The following is an 18,298-nucleotide window of genomic DNA, read 5'->3' as shown; positions in this document are numbered from 1 at the left end:
GATCCGGGCTGCTGCGCACCCCGGAGGTTTCACATGACCGATCCCGCCAAGGACCACGCAGGCCTTACCGATACCTTCGCCTCGCGCCGGTATTTCCGGAAGTTCGAGACCATCATCCGGCATCTGACCCGGGTGGCGGCAGCGATGCAGGCGGAGGGGCGGCTGTCGAAATCCGATGTGAAGGTGCTGACCAGCTATCTGATGCGGCTGAACTTCACCTTCCGCGCGCTCTCCATGAAGTACCTGATGGCGGGACGCGACACCGGGCGGTTCTTTGGCAGCCTGGCGATGGACAAGCGCGACAGCGGCTTTCCGGTGGCGGCGGAGCTGATGACCATGGCCAATGACGCCCAGCAGGCGGAGCGGCATCTGGCCAATATGGCCAGTGAGGCGCAGCTGAAGGACGATATGGTGCGCACCATCATCTCGGACCGCACGGTGCCTGCGAAACTGCAATTCGCGCTGTCGCAGCGGCTTTATTATCAGGAACTGCTGAAGGGGCAGCTGTTCTGGGTGCAGAACGATCCGGTCTGCGAATGGCTGGAAAACATCGGCGAGCGGCGGCGGCGCTTCCTGCTGCATTGGGCCGCCTATGACAGCCAGGTGAACCTGCCGGTGATCTACCTGATGGAGCTGGAAGACAGCGGCAAGGTGGCGCTGCCGAAGGATGAACGGCGCTGGCCGGAATGCCAGGCGCATCTGATGGCGCAGGCGCTGGCGGGGCTGAAGCTGGTGACAATTGCCAAGGGGTTTGACGAGGATTTCGATAACCTCCACCCCAAGCGTCTGCGCCGCTATCATGTGGGGCCGATGTATTCCTCCGCCTATACCGAGCAGTCCGGCCCGCTGCACCGGGTGCTGGAAGAGGCGGAGGCGCCCGAGGGCCAGGACTGGGCCTTGGCCTGGACGCTGGAGGAGCTGGAAAGCGAGGAGGTGCGGGAGGAGCGCGCCGGCTGGTTCGGCACCGTTGAGCGGGAGATCTTTGCACTCGACCCCTTTGGCGGGCGCGGTGCGGATACCGGCGCGACCCGCACCCAGCGCGCCATCATCCTGCCGCAGCGCCCGTTCCAGGTGCTGGCAGAGCTGGACCCGCCGGGGTTTGCGGATGTGCAGAAATTCGTGGTGAGCGATGCGGGGCAGGTGCTGCGGTATTGAGCGCGCGCGTGGTGCGAGGACGGGAGCCCGCCTCTCGGCGGCAAAGCCGCCTGCCGGGCAGCGGGTCGGGAGTATTTTGGGAAAGATGAAAGAGCTGTGCCTGTTTTCGGCCGGCGAGTTGCGGATTGAGAGGAAGAGATGAGCATTTCAGGCACTCAGATGGAGCTGCGGGAGGAGGACATCCGCAAGCATTACGCCGCCGCGGCCGCGATGCTGGAGGGGTTCGACCACACCCCGCGTATTGCCAAGCCGCGGGCGAGCGCGCCGGTGCAGGAGCACTCGCCGGGGATTGCCCGCAGCCGCCGCTTCCGTTCCACCACGCCGGGGCTGGTGACGCGCTCCACCGCGCGGCCCGAAGGCGTGCATCTGATTGCCCGGATCGAGGCGGCGGACGGGGACGATCCGCTGACTTCGCCCTTGCAGGCGACCTTGCAGCACGCGCTGCGCCGGGCGCTGGCGGTCTCGCTGGCGATGGCGGAGGCTTATGCGGATGTTTCGGGCCTTGCGGATCTGAAGCGGGCCAATCTGGCAGGCTCTCTGGACGCGGCGCGCAAGGGGGAGTTTACCGAACTGCTGGCCGCCGAGGCGCTGATTGCGGTGCATGTGTTTGCCAACGCCACCGCCTATCTGCTGGCACCGCACGGGTCCGAGACGCAGGCCGAGGTGGGCGAGGCGGAGGAGCTGCTGACCGATAATGCGCCGCTGGCTTTGCACGGGGCGCTGTGGGAGCTGGACCAGAAGCTGGCGCTGCACGCGCCCGATGATACGCATCTGATTGCGGCGGCGGCTGCCTATGCCGAGCAGCTGATGGAGAAGGCCGCCCTGCGGGCGCAGAACGCGCCGCGGCTGGAGGCGTTCACCGCGGCTTCTTGGCGGGTGGATGCGGATGATCTGACCATCAGCGGCTTTGAACCGGCGGCCAAGGCGAAATCCACCACCCTGACGATGGCGTTCAAGAAACCGCATGAGGTGGTCGGCAACCATATCGCCAAGTACCAGGCGATGCGGCTGGCGAAGATGCTGATGGCCTATGATTTCACTCGCCGTCTGAACCCCTTTGCCGAGATGGGCGGGTTCATCTTCACCTTCATGGGCGACGGCAAGCCGGGGACCGGCAAGACCACCCTGATCCAAATGATGGCGGGGCTGATCCATGACTATTGCCAGAACGCGGGCTACCCCTTCCGCTACCAGAATTTCGGCATCGACAATATCGACAGCTACCAGGGCAAGTCGGGCCAGAACGCCAAGTCGTTCATCCAGAATGTGATCGACCCGGGCGTCATCGGCTTTGGCACCATCGACGACATCGACCAGATCGCGGGCAAGCGCGGCGACCGGCAGTCCAGCGCGGGCCAGCAGGAGGTGACCGCGGTGTTCATGGAGGCCTTTGCCGGCGCAAATACCGTGGTGCGCGGAAATTGCACCTTCGGCATGTTCTCCAACTACCCGGAGAATGTGGACGACGCCCTGCGCCAGCGGGCCGGCGCGCGGTTCCTGGTCGACGGGCCGCAGACGCGGGAGGATTATATCGACATCCTGACGCTGTTGATGGGCAAGAACCATGCGATCCCGCTGGGCGAGCATGATCTTTACGGTGCACAGGAGATCAAGAAGGCCGTCGCGCGCTCGTTCGAGGCGCACAACCGGCCGCAGGAGCCGGGGCTGATGGAGGTATTCGGCCGGGTGCAGGACCAGATCGGGGAGCTGGATGATCTGTCCAAGCTCGGCACCTATCTGAAGGCGATCCAGCAGGCGGATGACCGGTTTACCGGCCGCGCCATCAAGAACATCACCGATGCGGTCAAGGTCCGTGCGATGGATTTCGAGCTGCCGGATGAATGGATGGAGAACCCGGAGCTGTTCCTGTTCAAGGATTACGAGACCAAATCCGCGATGATTGCGGAGCTGCGGGTGCCGATCACGGTCGCCATGGTGGTGCAGGAGATCAACCGCTACGCCGACAGCGAGTTCCGCTATGCCGACAAGTCGGATGAGGTGGCGATTGAGGCCATGGTGCGCGATTTCGGGCGGCAGGAAGAGGCCAAGCGGCGGTATCTGGAGGGGAAGGGGTGATCGAAAGGATTGAAAATCACTGGCGCTCTATAAAGGCAGGCATCAAAAGCGATCGACCAATGGATGTTGGTAAGGCTCTGACGAAGGCCTTTCTAACAGTAGTGGCTATTCTCGCGATACTTCCTCAAGTTGACAGTGAGGGAGATTGGCAGTTTAGGGTTTTTGCGTTGCTTTTTTCGCCTTCGAATGAAATCGGCGATACCTTTGCTGGAGTAGCGGGAGTATTGGCCTTTCTCTGGATCATCGTGACTGTCTGGCTGCAAAGCGAAGAACTTGCCGAACAACGGAAAGAGCTTAAGCGCCAAGCTGATGAGTTCAATGCAATGAACACCAACCTGAGATCGCAGCAGTTCGAAACGACATTTTTCGAACTTCTGAGAACCCACTCGGAGATCGTTGGCGGCTTGGATGTGGTAAAAAAAGATAGCAAGGATAAACTAGCGGAGGGGCGAGACTGCTTTGTTTTCTATTACAGGGAATTGAATAAGGTTTATCGTGAAAAGCTAAAGAAACACGATGAAGGCATTGCCCTGTTTTATGCCTATAAAGATTTTTGGAACAGAAGGGGCAATGATTTAGGGCACTACTTTAGGTTTCTGTATAACTGCTTCCGAGTTCTTGAAGATGAGAAAGAGTTCTCTAAGCCTAGGCATGCCAAACTGCTAAGGGCGCAGCTATCTGATGCGGAATTGCTTTTATTGTTTTATAATTGCGTGTCTTTGAAAGGTGAGCCGTTTCAAACCTATGCGAGCAAGTTTGAGCTGTTTGACAACTTGCCTACTTTGAAGTTGCTCAACCACTCTCATATTGGGCTTTTGGGTTCTGAGGCCTTCGGAGACAATCCGAAGCTGACACCTAATGAAAACCGGAAACTCGAACGTGCGCACATTTTGGCACTTGAGACAAGTGTGAGGAGCAGGCCATGAAACGCCTCATCCAGCATGGCCTGATGTTCGGCAATCTCTTCCATGTGGCCTCGCCCGCGCTGGTGGAGCGCTATAACCGCGCGCTGAAGCATCTGACCGGCAAGACCACGGCTCTAACGGATTTCCACGTCGATATTTCGGGCTTTTCGCCGGAGATCGGGGATGAGCTGGGGGATGATCATTATCTGAACCATGCGGGCGTCAACCGGCAGTTCATTCTGCTGTCGACCGAGCAGAAACGCTGCCCGCTGCTTCATGTGAAATTCTCCACCAGCCGGGACATCCTGCGCCGGTTCATCGAAGTGAATGAACGCCAGCTGTTTGCGCTGACCGCGACCGATGCCGTTGCCGGCGAGCTGGTGAATTCGGTGTTTGAGGTCACCTCGCCCGCGAAGCTGTTCGACATCCGCCAGGTGCGGATCGAGGCGGATACCACCAAGGGTACGCTGCGCCATGCGGACCGTCTGGCGGAGCTGGTGGAGCGGTTCAAATCAGGTGAGGACGCCTGGTTTGATGATGATCTAATCGGGGAGATGATTGCGACGGCGGAGCAGACCGGCGATGTGACCCGCAATCCGGTGCATTTGGAACATGAGGTCTTTGAGCAGGGCAATTTCTGGACCGCGCATTTCGGCGGGCTTTACCTGTTTCAGGACGTGGAGCACCGGGCGGTGATTGCAAGCGGGGCAAAGCCCGAAGGCGTGCCGCTGAAACATGTGTTCGATCTGAGTGAGCGCAATGCGATTGCCCGGTTCCTGGAGCTGAACCGGCTGGCGGAGCCGGTGATCCGGGCGCGCGGCGTTGATGGGGCCGCGATCCTGCGGCAGAAGATGGGGTTTCTTGCGGTGTCCGTGCTGACCGAGAAGGGGCGGGACCTGACCGGCCTGTCACGCTCGGACCTCAGGCGGATGGCGGCGCGGCACGCTGATGAGCTGCCGGCGGAGTTTGACGGGCTGGCGGCGCTGGTGCGCTGGGCCGAAGGGGGCGGCAGTTGGCCGCGGATCACCTCGGATCATCCGGCCTATTTCTATAGTCTGCGGGCGTCGGACACGCCCTGCCGCGACTTGGTGAATATGCTGCTGGCGGAGCTGTGCCCGCATGATTTCCGGCAGATGTTCATCTGCCACAAGGAGGAATTCTACCGCCAGTACCGCGGCTGGCCGGAGACCAAGAAGGCCTATGCGGCGGAGTTCCTGGCGCGGGAGTATGCGGTGGACAAGGCCGGCGCGCGGCAGGCGCTGTTCGGGCATGAGCCGGATATGGAGGGGCGGATGCCTAAGCTGCCGCGCAGCCAGCGCCAGGGGCTGGTGGAGCGGGTCGGCCCCTGGGGCGCGGTGAACCGGGTGAGGGGGCGCTAGAGATGTTCGGCTTTATCCGCCTGATCCTGATCCTGTTGGTGGTGCTGACCTTGGCCTATGGCGCGGTGTCGCTCTACTCGCGCGAGGTGCGGCGGGCGAAGCTGAAACGGCGCTGGAAAGACAAGGGGTTGACCGGCGACCGTGCGGCCTTCATCCAACGGGGGCTGAGGCAGTATGACCGCTCGTTCCGGCGCAAGCTGATCCTCCTGGTCTATATCATCCCGCTGGGGGCCATCGCGCTTCTGGTCTATGTCATTAACTTCATGTGAGGAGCTGCCCGATGCGTTTCATCAAATGGGCCTTCCTGATCACCTTCTGGGTGCTGTTCGGTGCCTTCCTGCATTACACGCTGCCGCAGTACGACGTGGTGCGCATCGTCAACACTTACGAGGAGCGGCAGGAGCTGAACGACTGGACCCGCCTGTTCTGGTCCAAGCCCGACGACCAGTCGGCGCAGCTGATCAACCGCGATGTGCAATTCATCCAGGGCGTGCGCCCCAGCGGCCGCGCCATCGTCTACCGCAATGAGGACACCGGCTGGAGCTGGCCACCCTATTTCAAGTTCGACACAGCCAATCTGTACACCGACGCCAATGACAGCATCTCGACCAAGGCCAACCCGGAGTGGGTGGCGGTGATGCATTACGGCTGGCGCAACGAGTTCCTGTCGATCTTCCCGAATGCGGTGTCGATCAAACCGGTGGCAGGGCCGGAGGACAAGCCGACCAATTGGTTCAGCATCATCTTCCTGGTGCTGCTGGCCGCCATCCTGTGGGCCATCTATGTGCGCTGGCGCCGGTTCCGCCGGGCGCGGATCGACCCGATGATTGAAAGCGCAGAGGACAGCCTCTATGCCGCGGGCGATGCGATTGCGGAACGGCAGGGCCGCTTCCGCCGCTGGCTGGACAGCTGGAAATCGAAGTGAAGACGGGCCGCCGTTCGGGCGGCTCTGCAAGGCGAAAGCGGATGCGCGGGCCATGATTGGCCCGCGTATTTTCATTCGATACGGTCGAGCACCCAGTCCAGTGCGGGGGTGAAATCGTCAATCTTCAGCGCCGCTCCCGGTGCCGCGGCGGCTGCAAAGGCGAAACCGTGCGTGTAATCCACGATGAGGCAAAGCAGGGTGCGGGCGTCCGCTCCGGTCACGCCTGCGGCGGCGATTTCTGCCTCGATAAGCTGCGTCAATCCGGTCAGGGAGGGGCCGATCAGGGACGGGTTTTCCAGGATGCATTTCGCGAGTTCCGGGTGCCGGGTCACCTGGGCGCAATAGCGGGTCATCAGGTCCCGCAACCGCAGCTTGGGCGTTGCTGCCATTGACGGGGTGTCTGACCCTTCAAACGCAGTTGCGACGAGGCTGGCGATCATCTCGTCCCTTGTGCCGGCGTGATGGGCAACGGCCATCGGGGTGACGCCAAGCGCCTCGGCCAGCGCCTTGAAGGTCAGGGCCTTGCTGCCGCCCGTGTCGAGCAGCTGCAGGGCCTGCCTCAGCACATCGTCCTTGCTGAGGGTCCGGCTGCCCTTGGGCGGGCGTCCCATCCGCGGGGGCATCGGTCAGATCACCCGGAACGTGGTCTGCACCATGCCGGCGGGCAGGATCCGGGAGCTTGCCACCTTGAGGTCGATGTCGCGGTCCAAGCTGCCAAACAGGGGGATGCCGCTGCCGATCAGGATCGGGATCGTTGTGATGGTCAGATCGGCGATCAGCCCCTGGCGCAGGAAGGACTGCACCAGCCGGCCGCCGTCGATATAGGCGCGGGTCCAGCCTTCTTCTTGCAGGTCCTGCATGAGGTCTGCGGGCGCGGCGGTGCTGAGACGCACCTTGTCCTTCAGCTCCTCGGGAATGTCCTGCCCGGTCAGGCTGCTGCTGAGGACCACAACCGGTTTGCTGTAGGGCCATTGGCCGAAGCCGAGGAGGGTGCGGAAGGATCCTGTTCCCATGACCAGCCCGTCGACGCCGTCCATGAACGCGGCAAATCCGCCATCGCAGTCTTCGGCGGCGGGCTGCTTGGACAGCCAGTCCAGAGAATGGTCCTTGCGGGCCACGAAACCGTCGAGGCTGGTGGCGATAAAGACGTGGCCGGTGGTCATCGGCTGCTCCTGTGTTTCATTAAACTATACGATATATAGTTTAATGCATCCCGCTTTCCAAGAGGCCGGTACCGGGAATGCTGGCTGCGAATCGGCTCGGTGCGGCAGGCAGCGCCTAACCGCATGAAAGATAAGCGCTTGCCGCAAACGGGCTGGCGAGTGCCGGTTTGAGTTTCTATACATTCCTGTCCCGCCGGGCACGGCAAACATGCATGTCTTTTTCCGGTTTCGGCGGGTCGGATTTGTCTCCGCGCAACGGCCGCGTTTAGGGCAATTTGCGCCTCAGCAAGGTGCCGCCCCCTGGGGCGGAGAATTGGGAAGCTGGTGAAACTCCGGCACTGCCCCCGCAACGGTGACCCCGGGCAAGGCATGGCAAAGACCACTGAAGCATGCGCTTCGGGAAGGTGCCAGGCCCCGCCGCCGAATGGCCCCGGGACAGTCCGGAAACCAGCCTTGCCACGAAAACGTCAACCGCGGGCGGCGGCGGGGCGGTTGCGGGCGCGTGGCCTGTGATCTCTCTCCTCATGCCTGCAGCCAAGCCAACCTGCCGCGGGGATGCGGCAAAGGAGAGAAGCAGATGCTTCACGACAGCGAGATCCTGGCCAGACTGGTGGCCCGTCAGAAAAACTATTCCCTGGAGCAGGCATTCTATACCGATCCGGGCGTGCTGGATCTGGACATGCGCCAGATCTTCTACCGCGAGTGGCTGTTTGCCATTCCCGCCTGCGAGATCCCCAAGGCCGGCAATTTCGTGACCCATCAAGTCGGCGCCTACAATGTCATCATCGTGCGCGGCACCGATGGCGAGGTGCGGGCCTTCCACAACGCCTGCCGCCACCGCGGCTCGGTTGTGTGCAAGGCCAAGAAGGGCAATTCGCCCAAGCTGGTCTGCCCCTACCACCAGTGGACCTATGAACTGGACGGTTCGCTCTTGTGGGCGCGCGACATGGGGCCGGATTTCGACGCGTCCAAGCACGGGCTGAAGCCGGTGCATTGCCGCGACCTGGCGGGCCTGATCTACATCTGCCTGGCGGATGAGGCGCCGGACTTCGATGCTTTCGCCGCTGTAGCGCGTCCCTATCTGGAGCCGCATGACCTGGCCAACGCCAAGGTTGCCTATGAAAGCTCGATCATCGAGAACGGCAACTGGAAGCTGGTCTGGGAGAACAACCGCGAGTGCTATCACTGCGGCGGCAACCACCCGTCGCTGTGCCGGACCTTCCCCGAAGATCCCTCGGTGACCGGTGTTGAGGGCGGCGAGACCCCGCCGCACCTTCAGAAGCATTTCGACCGGATCGAGGCGGCGGGTATTCCGGCCCAGTTCCAGATCGACGCGCGCGGCCAATACCGGGTAGCGCGGATGCCGCTGAACGAGGGCGCCGAGAGCTATACCATGGACGGCAAGGCGGCTGTGGCCAAGAAGCTGGGCCGGGTGCCGTTTGCCGATGCGGGGACGCTCCTGGAATTCCACTATCCTACCACCTGGAACCACTTCCTGCCGGATCATTCCATCGTGTTCCGCGTCACCCCGATCAGCCCGACCGAGACCGAAGTCACCACCAAATGGCTGGTGCACAAGGATGCCGTCGAAGGCCAGGACTATGACCTGAAGCGGCTGACCGAAGTGTGGGTTGCCACCAACGACGAGGACCGCATCGTGGTGGAGGACAACCAGCGCGGCATCAACTCGCCCGCTTATGAGCCCGGCCCCTATTCGGAGGTGCAGGAAAGCGGTGTGATCCAGTTCTCCAACTGGTATGCCGAGCACCTGACCCGTGCGCTGACCGGCCGCAACTTGATCGCGGCGGAGTAACGGCATGGGACTGCAGGCCAATTTCGAGACGCTGGACGAAACCCTGGCGTGGAAGGACGACGAGATGCTGGAATGCGTCTCTGTCGTGCCGGAAGCGCCGAACACCGCCACCTTCAGCTTCCGCGCGCCGTCCGGCGCGTGGTTCAAGTATCAGCCGGGCCAGTTCCTGACGCTGGAGCTTCCGGTGCCGGGCGGCACCGTCTGGCGCACCTACACCATCAGCTCCTCGCCCTCGAGGCCGCTGTCGATCTCGGTCACGGTAAAGGCGCAGGCCGACAGCATCGGCACCCGCTGGATGCTGGACAACCTGAGCCCGGGCATGTTCCTCAAGGCCTCCGGTCCGGCGGGCCTGTTCACTCTGCCGAAGCGCCCGAACGGCAAGTTCCTGTTCATCTCGGCGGGTTCCGGCATCACGCCCAGCCTGTCGATGACCCAGTACCTGTTTGACCGCGGCCAGTCGCCCGATGTCAGCTTCATCAACTGCGCCAAGCGCCCCAGCGAGATCATCGCGCGGCGCCAGCTGGAGGGCATGGCGGCGCGGGTGCCGGGGATCAAGCTGCATTTCGTGGTCGAGGAGGACGACCCCTATCAGGTCTGGACCGGCTACCGCGGGCAGCTGAATCAAATCATGCTGGGCCTGATTGCCGGCGACTACCTGGAGCGCGAGGTCTACTGCTGCGGGCCGGATCCGTTCATGCAGGCGGTGCGCGACATGCTGAACGGCCTGGGCTTCGACATGGAGAACTACAATCAGGAAAGCTTTGGCGCGCCGGTGGAGACCGAAGCCGATGTGCCGGAGCTGGACGATGTGGTGCCGGAAGAGACCGCGGCGGCAGAGATCACCTTTGCCGCGTCGGGCGTCACCGCCACCTGCACCGAGACCGATACGGTGCTGGCGGTGGCCAAGGCGTCGGGCCTGAATATCCCGTCGGGCTGCACCTTCGGCATCTGCGGCACCTGCAAAGTCAAGAAGACCGCGGGCGACGTGCATATGGTCCACAACGGCGGCATCTCGGAGGAGGATGTGGAGGCAGGGTATATCCTGGCTTGCTGCTCCAACCCGATCGGCCGGGTTGAGGTCGAGATCTGAAGGCCCAGGGGCGCGCGCCGGATCCGGTGGGCGCCCTTTTCCGTGGCTCGGCCCCGGATCAAGCGTCCAGTGCCGCAGGGCGTCACCAGCCGCGGCGGCCCAGCAGGGCATGCAGCCGGTTTTGCGGCGCAAAGGCATCGACCTGGGCAGGCCGGGTGAGGCCCCGCAGCACCCGGTGCACCAGCAGCGCGCCAAGCCCGGCAAAGATCATCCCGCCGGCGGCCTGGCCTGCCAATACTCCCGGCGCACCGGCCAGGTAGCCGCCCAGCACCGCCAGCGGCCAGGTGCCCAGGGTGTGGCGGCCCCAGTTGATCCAGGTGGAGTAGACCGGGCGTCCCAGGTTGTTGAAACTGGCATTCTCGACAAAGATCGCCCCGTTGAAGAAATAGGCCAGCGCCAGCGGCCCGCAGAACAGGTATATCAGCCTGCGGGTCTCTCCGGTGGCCGAGAACAGGTCGGCAATCGGCGCCCTGAGCGCAAACAGCACCGCCGCCATCAGCAGCACATAGACTGCGGTAAAGGTGATGCCGGCCGCAAAGGCCTGGCGGACGCGGGCAAATTGGCCTGCGCCGAAGTTCTGGCCGATGATGGGGCCGATGGCGCCCGACAGCGCAAAGATCACCGAAAACGCCACCGGCATCAGGCGGCCGATCACCGCCATGCCGGCGACGGCCTCGGTGCCGAACTGGGCAATTTCGCGCAGCACGATGGCGTTGCCGACCGGGGTGGCGATATTGGTCAGCACCGCCGGCACCGCAATCGAGCGGATCGTGCGCAGGTCGCCGGCAATCTGCCCGAAGCCAGGCCGCATGAACCCCCGGTGCACCCGGATCGCTGGCCAGAAAGCCGCCGCCAGCATACAGGCCCGGGCCAGCACCGAGGCAATGGCCGCCCCGTCCAGCCCCAGCCCCAGGCCAAAGATCAGCAGTGGATCCAGCACCGCATTCAGCCCGCCGCCGTAAAGCGTCGCCACCATCGAGCGGCGCGCATCGCCATGGGCACGCAGCACCGCCATGCCGGTCATCGCCAGCGCCATCACCCACATCGTCGGCAGGATGATCCAGACATAGCGCATCGCCAGGCGCAGCACCTCGCCCTGGGCGCCAAGCAGGGTCAGGATCTGCTCCAGCCAGGCCAGCACAAGGATCGGCATCACCAGCCCGGTCAGCACGCCGATGGCGGCGACGCTGGTGGCGTAATGCCGGGCCAGATCCGGTCGGCCCGCGCCCAGTTCCCGCGCGGTTAGCGAGCCTGCGGCAATCGACAGGCCGATATTGATCGAGTTGGTGAAGAACAGCAGGGTGCCCGCATAGCCCACCGCAGCTGCCAGCGCGTCATTGCCCAGCATGGCGATGAACGCCATATCGACAAAATCCACCGCGAACATCGCCATCAGGCCGATGCTTGCCGTCAGCGACATGCGGGTGACATGCCGCATCAGGCTGCCGGTCAAGAAGACGGCCTTGCGTTCTGCCGGGTCTGCCATCCCTTACCCCTCTTGCTGGTCCGGTTCCGCTCCGGCGGCAGGCGGGCGCACGCAGGCCCCGGGCGGGGCCGCTTCATCCGCCCATGCCGAGGCCACCGGGGCCGGCTTGTCAACCTGTGCCGCTGCAGGCGCGGCGCCCGGCTCAGTCGGCAAACAGAGACTTGCTTGCGGCAATCTCCATCGCCTTGTCCCGGGGCAGGTTCAGGAAACCGCTCAGCTGGCCTGCGTTTTCCTCCGTGCTGGCGCCCTCGCGCAGGTTGTACAGCCGACTGTAGCCGGCATCGCGGATGCGGTCGCCTTCATGCAGGATATCGTTGCGGATCGTCGGCAGCAGCCGCTCCAGCGTCAGCTGCGGCGTGCGCGCGCCCGCCAGGCCGGTCCGCTGGGCATGGCCGGCCAGGTAGTCATCGCTGAACGCGCAGTCGATGTGCAGGAACCGGGTCGAGGAGCGGTCCGAGTGGAAGTCATTCATCAGGTCGATGGCGGCGGGATCCAGACAGATAATCAGCTGGTCCGTCTCGTAGTATTCGAACAGCATCCGCAGCAGTGCCCGGCGGTGGCGGGTGCGCTTCATCAGCGCGGCCTGGATGCCGCCAAGGTCGGGCAGGGCGGTGTCTTCCTCATCGAACAGATACTCGACGGCGGGAATGCTGGTGGCCTGGCGGATCTGCTCCAGCAGCCGTTTGGCCACATGCCACTTCTTGCAGACCACGACCAGCAGCTCGCGCTGGCGCCCCAAGCTGCTCTCGGTCTCCCAGAACCGCGGCGCAAAGCGGCGCCCGGTGCGGCCGCGCTGGGCCAGGAACCTGTAAAGGCTGCGCCCCTCGTTGGAGATCTGAAAACTGACGCCTTGCGCCGCGTAAAGCCGCCCCAGGCGCAGTTTCAGCTCCTTCGCCTCCGGGCTGATCTTGCGGGCAAACAGGAAGTCCTGGCTGAGCAGCAAATCATAGTGGTCATTGTAGAAATTCACCGGCATCCCATAGTCGGTGAACATCAGGAAGGTGAGCGTGCGGGGGTCGATTTCAGATTCCGGTATCAGATGGCGCACCAGGGTCTGAAAAAAAGTCTCATCCGGGATCCATGTGGTGCGGAAGAACCGCATCACATCGCGGCGCTTGCGGATGAAGCCCAGGATCCACTCCACCGTGCGCCGCCGCAGGCACCACCACTGGCTGCCGATCTGCACCTGGATATCGGCAGGGATGTCCCGTTGCAGCCCCAGCCGTTTCTGCAGGCCGTGGCTCCAGTAGAACAGCTGCTTGTGCTTTCGCTCGTTGAAGAAATGCCGGTAGATCAGACGGTCCTCCTTCATGCCGGTCTTGATCCAGTCGCTTTCAAAGAAATCGAAGCTTTCGATGAAATCCCTGTCATGCTCATCCAGAAACCGGTGGGCGTATTCGGCGGTTTTCACCGCCATGCAATCGCCCGACAGCATGTAGAAATGAGTGGCGCGCGGGAAATCCTCCAACGCGCTTTGCAGTGCGTGCAGCGTTGCCTGCACCAGCGACCATTCCCCCCAGCCGCATTTGATCCGCTTCCGGGCGAAGGTGACATTGGGGTTGCCGTCCAGCTCCGTCCGGATCAGCTGGTAGTCCTCCTCCGCCGCCCGCCCGTCAAAGTGAATCGCCATGTAGTCGCCGACCGCGGTCAGCTGTTCAGCCTGCTGGACAACCGCTTCGGGGTCTTTGTGGCAGAGCAGGATATATGCGATTTTCGCCATGGGGTGGACGGAGCGCCTTGTCTTGCCTGATTGTTTCTCTTGATAAGCGGGCTGACAGCACGAATAAACCAGATAGTTCCCGTTTCGCTAAACTTATGCGAAGAAGCTGGGGACAACGCGCAAGAAAAATGAGGGCAGCGGATGGGGTTCCCCGGCACCTGGATGACGGAAAGTGAAAGTGCGGTCTACCGGGTGGTGCCCAAATGCGCCTGCTCGACGATCGGGCAGATCCTCTATTACTCCGATCACGGGCGGTTCTTCGACGGCGACATCCACGATGCCAAGGACGGGCTGCACAAATGGGCGCTGGAGCACAGTCAGGGGCCGATCACCCGCAATGTGCAGGGGCAGCGGGCCTATGCCTTCACCTGTGTGCGCAACCCCTATACCCGCATCCTCAGCTCCTTCTTCGACAAGATCTGCGGCATCCAGCGCAATGGCCGTCGCTACCGCGGCAATCTGGTGCCGAAGCTGGTCTACGAATACGGGATCGAGGTTGGCGGCGACGACGGCAAGCAGGAGTTCGACCAGATCGCCAGCTTCCGCCGGTTCCTGCTGTTCGTCCGCGACACCATCCGCTGGCGCCGCCCGATGGACCCGGACATCCACTGGTCGGCGATGTCGGGGCATGTGTCGACCTTCATCCTGAACGGCGGGCGCTATAACCAGATCTTCTGGACTGAGGCGTTCAACGACGGGATGCAGCAGGTGCTGGACGCGATCGAAACGCCGCATCCCGTGGACCTGAAGGCAATCCCGCGCTTCAACGAAAGCGAGGGCCACGGCCCCAAGCGCGCGCATCCGGTCGGGGACTACTTCGACGATCTGTCGATGCATCTGGTCTATGAAATCTACAAGCGCGATTTCGAGCTGTTCAAATACGATTTCGAAAACCCGGGTAACAAGATGCCGGTGGGGGAGATCGACCTCGATGAGGTGCACGCCAAGCTGGGGGAGTAGCGTAATAGGGGCAGGGGCTCCCGCGCCTGTGACGCAGCATCAAAGATGCCGCGCCAAGCCTTGGGCCCGGCGCCGCTGGCGCGGCGCGGGCGGGCAGCTGCAATTGACCATTCTGCTTCACCTTTGCCCAAATACTCCCGCCGGAGGCGCGCCGTGCTTCAGCACGGCGCTTGGCCCAACGCAGCGCGGCGGGCTGGCGTCCGCCAGCGGGCCATAGCGGCGGCGGGAGAGCTTTGTGGAAGAAGGGCTTATGCTGAGAAGCGGTTCAGGGGCAGGTTTGCCCTGAACGCGCCTGTTCGATGGTATTGCCCCTGAGGCCGCCTCAAGGGCAAGCGGCTGCGCCGCCGCGCCTTGCGCGGCCCTTGATCCGGCCTCAGGCGCGTGCGGCAAAAGAAAACCCGCCGCGTTTTGGGCGGCGGGTTTAAAGAGTCGTGCTGGGGTGCTGCCTCAGTCTTCGTCAGGCAGCGCGCGCACGGCGCCCTTGGCCGCCGAAGTTGCCAGCAGCGCATAGGCCTTCAGCGCCTTGGAAACCTTGCGCTTGCGCGGCTCGGCCGGTTTCCAGCCCTTGGCGTCCTGCTCCTCGCGGCGTGCGGCCAGTTCCTCATCCGCGACCGCGAGGTGGATCGAGCGGTTGGGAATGTCGATCTCGATCTTGTCGCCCTGGCGCACCAGACCGATGGTGCCGCCTTCAGCCGCCTCGGGGGAGACATGGCCGATCGACAGGCCCGAAGTGCCGCCGGAGAAGCGCCCGTCGGTCAGCAGTGCGCAGGCTTTGCCCAGGCCCTTCGATTTCAGGTAGGAGGTCGGGTAGAGCATCTCCTGCATCCCCGGACCGCCGCGCGGGCCTTCATAACGGATCACCACCACGTCGCCTTCCTTGACCTTGCCGGTCAGGATATCATTCACCGCCGCGTCCTGGCTTTCGCAGACATGGGCGGTGCCGGTGAACTTGAGGATGCTTTCATCGACACCTGCGGTTTTCACGATGCAGCCGTCCTGCGCGATATTGCCGAACAGCACTGCCAGCCCGCCGTCCTGGCTGAAGGCGTGCTCCTTGGCGCGGATCACGCCGTTTTGACGGTCGGTGTCCAACTCCTTGTAGCGGTTGGCCTGCGAAAACGCCTGGGTGGTGCGGACGCCGCCGGGGGCAGCCTTGAAAAGCTCCTCGGCCTCCGGGTTGTTAGCGACCTTGATGTCCCACTTGGCAATCGCCTCGCCCATGGTGGCGGTATGCACGGTGTGGCAGTCATTGTGCAACAGGCCTGCACGGCTCAGTTCGCCCAGGATCGAGAAGATGCCGCCCGCCCGGTGCACGTCCTCCATATGGACGTTGTGAATGTTGGGCGCCACCTTGCAGAGGCAGGGCACTTTGCGGCTCAACTGGTCCATGTGTGACATGTTGAAATCGACTTCGCCCTCGTTGGCAATCGCCAGCAGGTGCAGCACGGTGTTGGTGGAGCCGCCCATGGCGATATCCAGGCTCATCGCGTTTTCAAACGCCTCAAACGTGGCGATCTCGCGCGGCAGCAGGCCTTTTTCCTCGTCCTGGTAGTGGCGCTTGGTGATCTCGACGATCTTGCGGCCGGCCTCCAGGAACAGCCCCTTGCGGTCGGCGTGGGTCGCCAGTGTCGAGCCGTTGCCCGGCAGCGCCAGCCCCAGGGCCTCGGCCAGGCAGTTCATCGAGTTGGCTGTGAACATGCCGGAGCACGACCCGCAGGTCGGGCAGGCATTTTCCTCGATATGCTTCACCTGCTCGTCGGTGAACTTGTCATCCGCCGCCGCGACCATGGCGTCCACCAGGTCGATCTTTTTCATGTCCAGATCGGCGATGTCGATCTTGCCGGCTTCCATCGGGCCGCCGGAAACGAAGATCGCCGGGATGTTCAGCCGCATCGCGGCCATCAGCATCCCCGGAGTGATCTTGTCGCAGTTGGAGATGCAGACCATGGCGTCGGCGCAATGGGCGTTGACCATGTATTCGACGCTGTCGGCGATCACCTCGCGCGAGGGCAGCGAGTAGAGCATCCCGTCATGGCCCATGGCGATGCCGTCATCCACCGCGATGGTGTTGAACTCCTTGGCGACGCCGCCGGCCGCCTCGACCTCGCGGGCGACCATCTGGCCTAGGTCCTTGAGGTGGACGTGGCCGGGCACGAACTGGGTGAAGGAGTTGACGATGGCGATGATCGGCTTGCCGAAATCATCGTCCTTCATGCCGGTGGCGCGCCACAATCCGCGCGCGCCCGCCATGTTGCGGCCATGGGTGGAGGTTCTGGATCGGTACTTTGGCATCAGGCTGGTTCCCTTAGTCTTTGCCCTCAGGGACACGATTTGCGCAATAAAGGCAACCGGGCGGGGCTCTCTTCGGTAATAATGGCGCAGATTGCGCCGGATTTCAGTGGCGAAATGTCTCTGGCGGTCTGTCCTCAGGCGCGGACCGGGACGGGTTCGGGGGGCTTCAGCCAGTGATTCACCGCAAGCCCCAGCACCAGCGCCCAGAACGGCGCGCCGATTCCCAGGAAGCTGATGCCGGAGACCGTTGTCATGAAGGTGATCAATGCCGCCTCGCGCCCCTGCGGCTCTGCCAGCGCGGCAGACAGGCTGTTGCCGATGGTCGCCAGCAGCGCCAGGCCCGCAACGGTGGCGACCAGCGCCTTGGGGGCGATCAGGAACAGGCTGATCACAGTGGCGCCGCCCAGGCCCACCAGGATGTAGAATAAGCCGGTCATCACGCCTGCCAGATAGCGGGTCTTGGGGTTCTCGTCCGCCTCCGGGCCTGCGCCGATGGCGGCGGTGATGGCGGCGAGGTTGAAGGCGAAGCCGCCGAAGGGGGCCAGGATCAGCGAGGCCAGGCCGGTGACAGTCAGGCTGGCGGACACCGGCGGTTCATAGCCGCAAGCCTTCAGCGTCACCACGCCGGGCATGTTCTGCGAAGACATTGTGACGATGTAGAGCGGCAGGCCGATGCCGATCAGCACCGGAACCGAAAAGGCAGGCATCACGAACTCAGGCCGGGCGAGTGTCAGGTCCAGGGCCTCAAGGCTGCCGAATGCTCCGGTGCCTGCGCACCAAGCGACACCCGCCGCCAGCACCGCGGGGATACAGTAGCGGGGAAACAGCTTGCGTCCGGCCAGGAAGGTGAAGCCCATCACCGCCACCAGCGCGGTGTCGGTCTGCAGCGAGGTAAAGGCCGAAAGCCCGAACTGGAACAGGATGCCCGCCAGCATGGCGCTGGCCAGGCTGTCTGGGATCAGCCGGGAGAGGGCGGCGAACCAGCCGGTGAGGCCGGTGAGGGTCAGCAGGACCGCGCAGAGCAGGAAGGCGCCCACCGCCTCCGCCAGCGGCACGCCATTGAGGCTGACCGCCAGCAGTGCCGCGCCCGGCGTCGACCAGGCGGTCAGGATCGGCATCCGGCAGACCAGCGACAGGATCAGGCTGGTGAGTCCCATCCCCAGGCCAAGCACCAGCATCCAGCTGTTGGCCTGGGCTTGGGTCGCGCCCACGGCCTCAATCGCCTGAAAGATGATGGCGACCGACCCGGTATAGCCGACCAGCACGGCCACCGCGCCGGAGACGATATGCGAAAGCTTCAGATCCTTGAGCATGCGGGTTTTCCTCTGGCGCCG

15 protein-coding genes and 1 riboswitch are annotated in these 18,298 nt (G+C 63.4%); of the genes, 9 read left to right on the top strand and 6 right to left on the bottom strand.

Going from position 1 to position 18,298, the window contains the following annotated elements:
- Nucleotides 1-33: 33 nt before the first annotated feature.
- The 6 genes from R2C4_RS15375 to R2C4_RS15350 all read left to right on the top strand — a co-directional run bounded on the left by R2C4_RS15375 (nt 34) and on the right by R2C4_RS15350 (nt 6,440).
- The gene (locus R2C4_RS15375) at nt 34-1,155 is read left to right on the top strand and encodes a hypothetical protein (RefSeq protein WP_141891326.1); all 1,122 of its coding nucleotides are present in this window, start codon (nt 34-36) and stop codon (nt 1,153-1,155) included.
- Between the two features lie 138 nt (nt 1,156-1,293).
- Nucleotides 1,294-3,231 carry an AAA family ATPase gene (locus R2C4_RS15370; protein WP_141891325.1) on the top strand — a complete coding sequence of 646 codons (1,938 nt, stop codon included), beginning with the start codon at nt 1,294-1,296 and terminating at the stop codon, nt 3,229-3,231.
- The gene (locus R2C4_RS15365) at nt 3,228-4,157 is read left to right on the top strand and encodes a putative phage abortive infection protein (protein ID WP_141891324.1); all 930 of its coding nucleotides are present in this window, start codon (nt 3,228-3,230) and stop codon (nt 4,155-4,157) included. Before R2C4_RS15370 ends, R2C4_RS15365 begins: the two co-directional genes overlap by 4 nt.
- Entirely contained in the window at nt 4,154-5,515 is a 1,362-nt protein-coding gene (locus tag R2C4_RS15360) for a DUF6638 family protein (protein WP_141891323.1), read from the top strand. Before R2C4_RS15365 ends, R2C4_RS15360 begins: the two co-directional genes overlap by 4 nt.
- A gap of 2 nt (nt 5,516-5,517) precedes the next feature.
- Nucleotides 5,518-5,784, top strand: coding sequence for a hypothetical protein (locus R2C4_RS15355; protein ID WP_141891322.1), 267 nt, complete (start codon nt 5,518-5,520; stop codon nt 5,782-5,784).
- 11 nt (nt 5,785-5,795) lie between these two features.
- On the top strand, nt 5,796-6,440 hold the full coding sequence (locus R2C4_RS15350; RefSeq protein ID WP_141891321.1) for a DUF1523 family protein: 645 nt from the start codon (nt 5,796-5,798) through the stop codon (nt 6,438-6,440).
- A 71-nt stretch (nt 6,441-6,511) separates the two neighbouring features.
- Here the strand turns inward: R2C4_RS15350 and R2C4_RS15345 are convergent, their stop codons facing one another.
- Nucleotides 6,512-7,063, bottom strand: coding sequence for a TetR/AcrR family transcriptional regulator (locus tag R2C4_RS15345; protein WP_141891320.1), 552 nt, complete (start codon nt 7,061-7,063; stop codon nt 6,512-6,514).
- 3 nt (nt 7,064-7,066) lie between these two features.
- A complete protein-coding gene (locus R2C4_RS15340) occupies nt 7,067-7,603 on the bottom strand; it encodes a dihydrofolate reductase family protein (protein ID WP_141891319.1) in 537 nt (178 codons plus the stop codon).
- A 271-nt stretch (nt 7,604-7,874) separates the two neighbouring features.
- Nucleotides 7,875-8,073, top strand: a riboswitch (cobalamin riboswitch).
- A 107-nt stretch (nt 8,074-8,180) separates the two neighbouring features.
- Between R2C4_RS15340 and R2C4_RS15335 the strand changes: the two genes are divergently transcribed.
- Both R2C4_RS15335 and R2C4_RS15330 read left to right on the top strand, forming a co-directional pair.
- Nucleotides 8,181-9,416, top strand: coding sequence for an aromatic ring-hydroxylating oxygenase subunit alpha (locus R2C4_RS15335; protein WP_141891318.1), 1,236 nt, complete (start codon nt 8,181-8,183; stop codon nt 9,414-9,416).
- Between the two features lie 4 nt (nt 9,417-9,420).
- Complete coding sequence (locus tag R2C4_RS15330; protein ID WP_141891317.1) at nt 9,421-10,506, top strand: FAD-binding oxidoreductase; 1,086 nt, start codon at nt 9,421-9,423, stop codon at nt 10,504-10,506.
- A gap of 82 nt (nt 10,507-10,588) precedes the next feature.
- On the opposite strand, the gene R2C4_RS15325 is transcribed toward R2C4_RS15330, so the two are convergent.
- Nucleotides 10,589-11,992, bottom strand: coding sequence for an MATE family efflux transporter (locus R2C4_RS15325; protein WP_244940736.1), 1,404 nt, complete (start codon nt 11,990-11,992; stop codon nt 10,589-10,591).
- A gap of 142 nt (nt 11,993-12,134) precedes the next feature.
- Entirely contained in the window at nt 12,135-13,712 is a 1,578-nt protein-coding gene (locus R2C4_RS15320; RefSeq protein WP_141891316.1) for a DUF5928 domain-containing protein, read from the bottom strand.
- A 141-nt stretch (nt 13,713-13,853) separates the two neighbouring features.
- Here R2C4_RS15320 and R2C4_RS15315 point away from each other — a divergent pair, with 141 nt between their 5' ends.
- Nucleotides 13,854-14,672, top strand: coding sequence for a sulfotransferase family protein (locus tag R2C4_RS15315; RefSeq protein ID WP_141891315.1), 819 nt, complete (start codon nt 13,854-13,856; stop codon nt 14,670-14,672).
- A gap of 447 nt (nt 14,673-15,119) precedes the next feature.
- On the opposite strand, the gene ilvD is transcribed toward R2C4_RS15315, so the two are convergent.
- Together ilvD and R2C4_RS15305 are read right to left on the bottom strand one after the other, a co-directional pair.
- On the bottom strand, nt 15,120-16,964 hold the full coding sequence (gene ilvD / locus R2C4_RS15310; RefSeq protein WP_141891314.1) for a dihydroxy-acid dehydratase: 1,845 nt from the start codon (nt 16,962-16,964) through the stop codon (nt 15,120-15,122).
- Between the two features lie 134 nt (nt 16,965-17,098).
- Nucleotides 17,099-18,277: a benzoate/H(+) symporter BenE family transporter gene (locus R2C4_RS15305; RefSeq protein ID WP_141891313.1), complete on the bottom strand. Its 1,179-nt coding sequence runs from the start codon at nt 18,275-18,277 to the stop codon at nt 17,099-17,101.
- Between the last annotated feature and the right edge of the window lie 21 nt (nt 18,278-18,298).

Source organism: Leisingera aquaemixtae (assembly GCF_006740765.1).
Classification (GTDB): Bacteria; Pseudomonadota; Alphaproteobacteria; order Rhodobacterales; family Rhodobacteraceae; genus Leisingera; species Leisingera aquaemixtae.
This window is presented reverse-complemented; position numbering and strand designations above follow the sequence as displayed.

Coding starts and splice junctions, on each gene's coding strand:
- R2C4_RS15325 (WP_244940736.1), bottom strand. CDS start 11,992: ATGGCAGACCCGGCAGAACGCAAGGCCGTCTTCTTGACCGGCAGCCTG.
- R2C4_RS15315 (WP_141891315.1), top strand. CDS start 13,854: ATGGGGTTCCCCGGCACCTGGATGACGGAAAGTGAAAGTGCGGTCTAC.
- R2C4_RS15370 (WP_141891325.1), top strand. CDS start 1,294: ATGAGCATTTCAGGCACTCAGATGGAGCTGCGGGAGGAGGACATCCGC.
- R2C4_RS15350 (WP_141891321.1), top strand. CDS start 5,796: ATGCGTTTCATCAAATGGGCCTTCCTGATCACCTTCTGGGTGCTGTTC.
- R2C4_RS15330 (WP_141891317.1), top strand. CDS start 9,421: ATGGGACTGCAGGCCAATTTCGAGACGCTGGACGAAACCCTGGCGTGG.
- R2C4_RS15340 (WP_141891319.1), bottom strand. CDS start 7,603: ATGACCACCGGCCACGTCTTTATCGCCACCAGCCTCGACGGTTTCGTG.
- R2C4_RS15305 (WP_141891313.1), bottom strand. CDS start 18,277: ATGCTCAAGGATCTGAAGCTTTCGCATATCGTCTCCGGCGCGGTGGCC.
- R2C4_RS15345 (WP_141891320.1), bottom strand. CDS start 7,063: ATGCCCCCGCGGATGGGACGCCCGCCCAAGGGCAGCCGGACCCTCAGC.
- ilvD (WP_141891314.1), bottom strand. CDS start 16,964: ATGCCAAAGTACCGATCCAGAACCTCCACCCATGGCCGCAACATGGCG.
- R2C4_RS15360 (WP_141891323.1), top strand. CDS start 4,154: ATGAAACGCCTCATCCAGCATGGCCTGATGTTCGGCAATCTCTTCCAT.
- R2C4_RS15320 (WP_141891316.1), bottom strand. CDS start 13,712: ATGGCGAAAATCGCATATATCCTGCTCTGCCACAAAGACCCCGAAGCG.
- R2C4_RS15355 (WP_141891322.1), top strand. CDS start 5,518: ATGTTCGGCTTTATCCGCCTGATCCTGATCCTGTTGGTGGTGCTGACC.
- R2C4_RS15375 (WP_141891326.1), top strand. CDS start 34: ATGACCGATCCCGCCAAGGACCACGCAGGCCTTACCGATACCTTCGCC.
- R2C4_RS15335 (WP_141891318.1), top strand. CDS start 8,181: ATGCTTCACGACAGCGAGATCCTGGCCAGACTGGTGGCCCGTCAGAAA.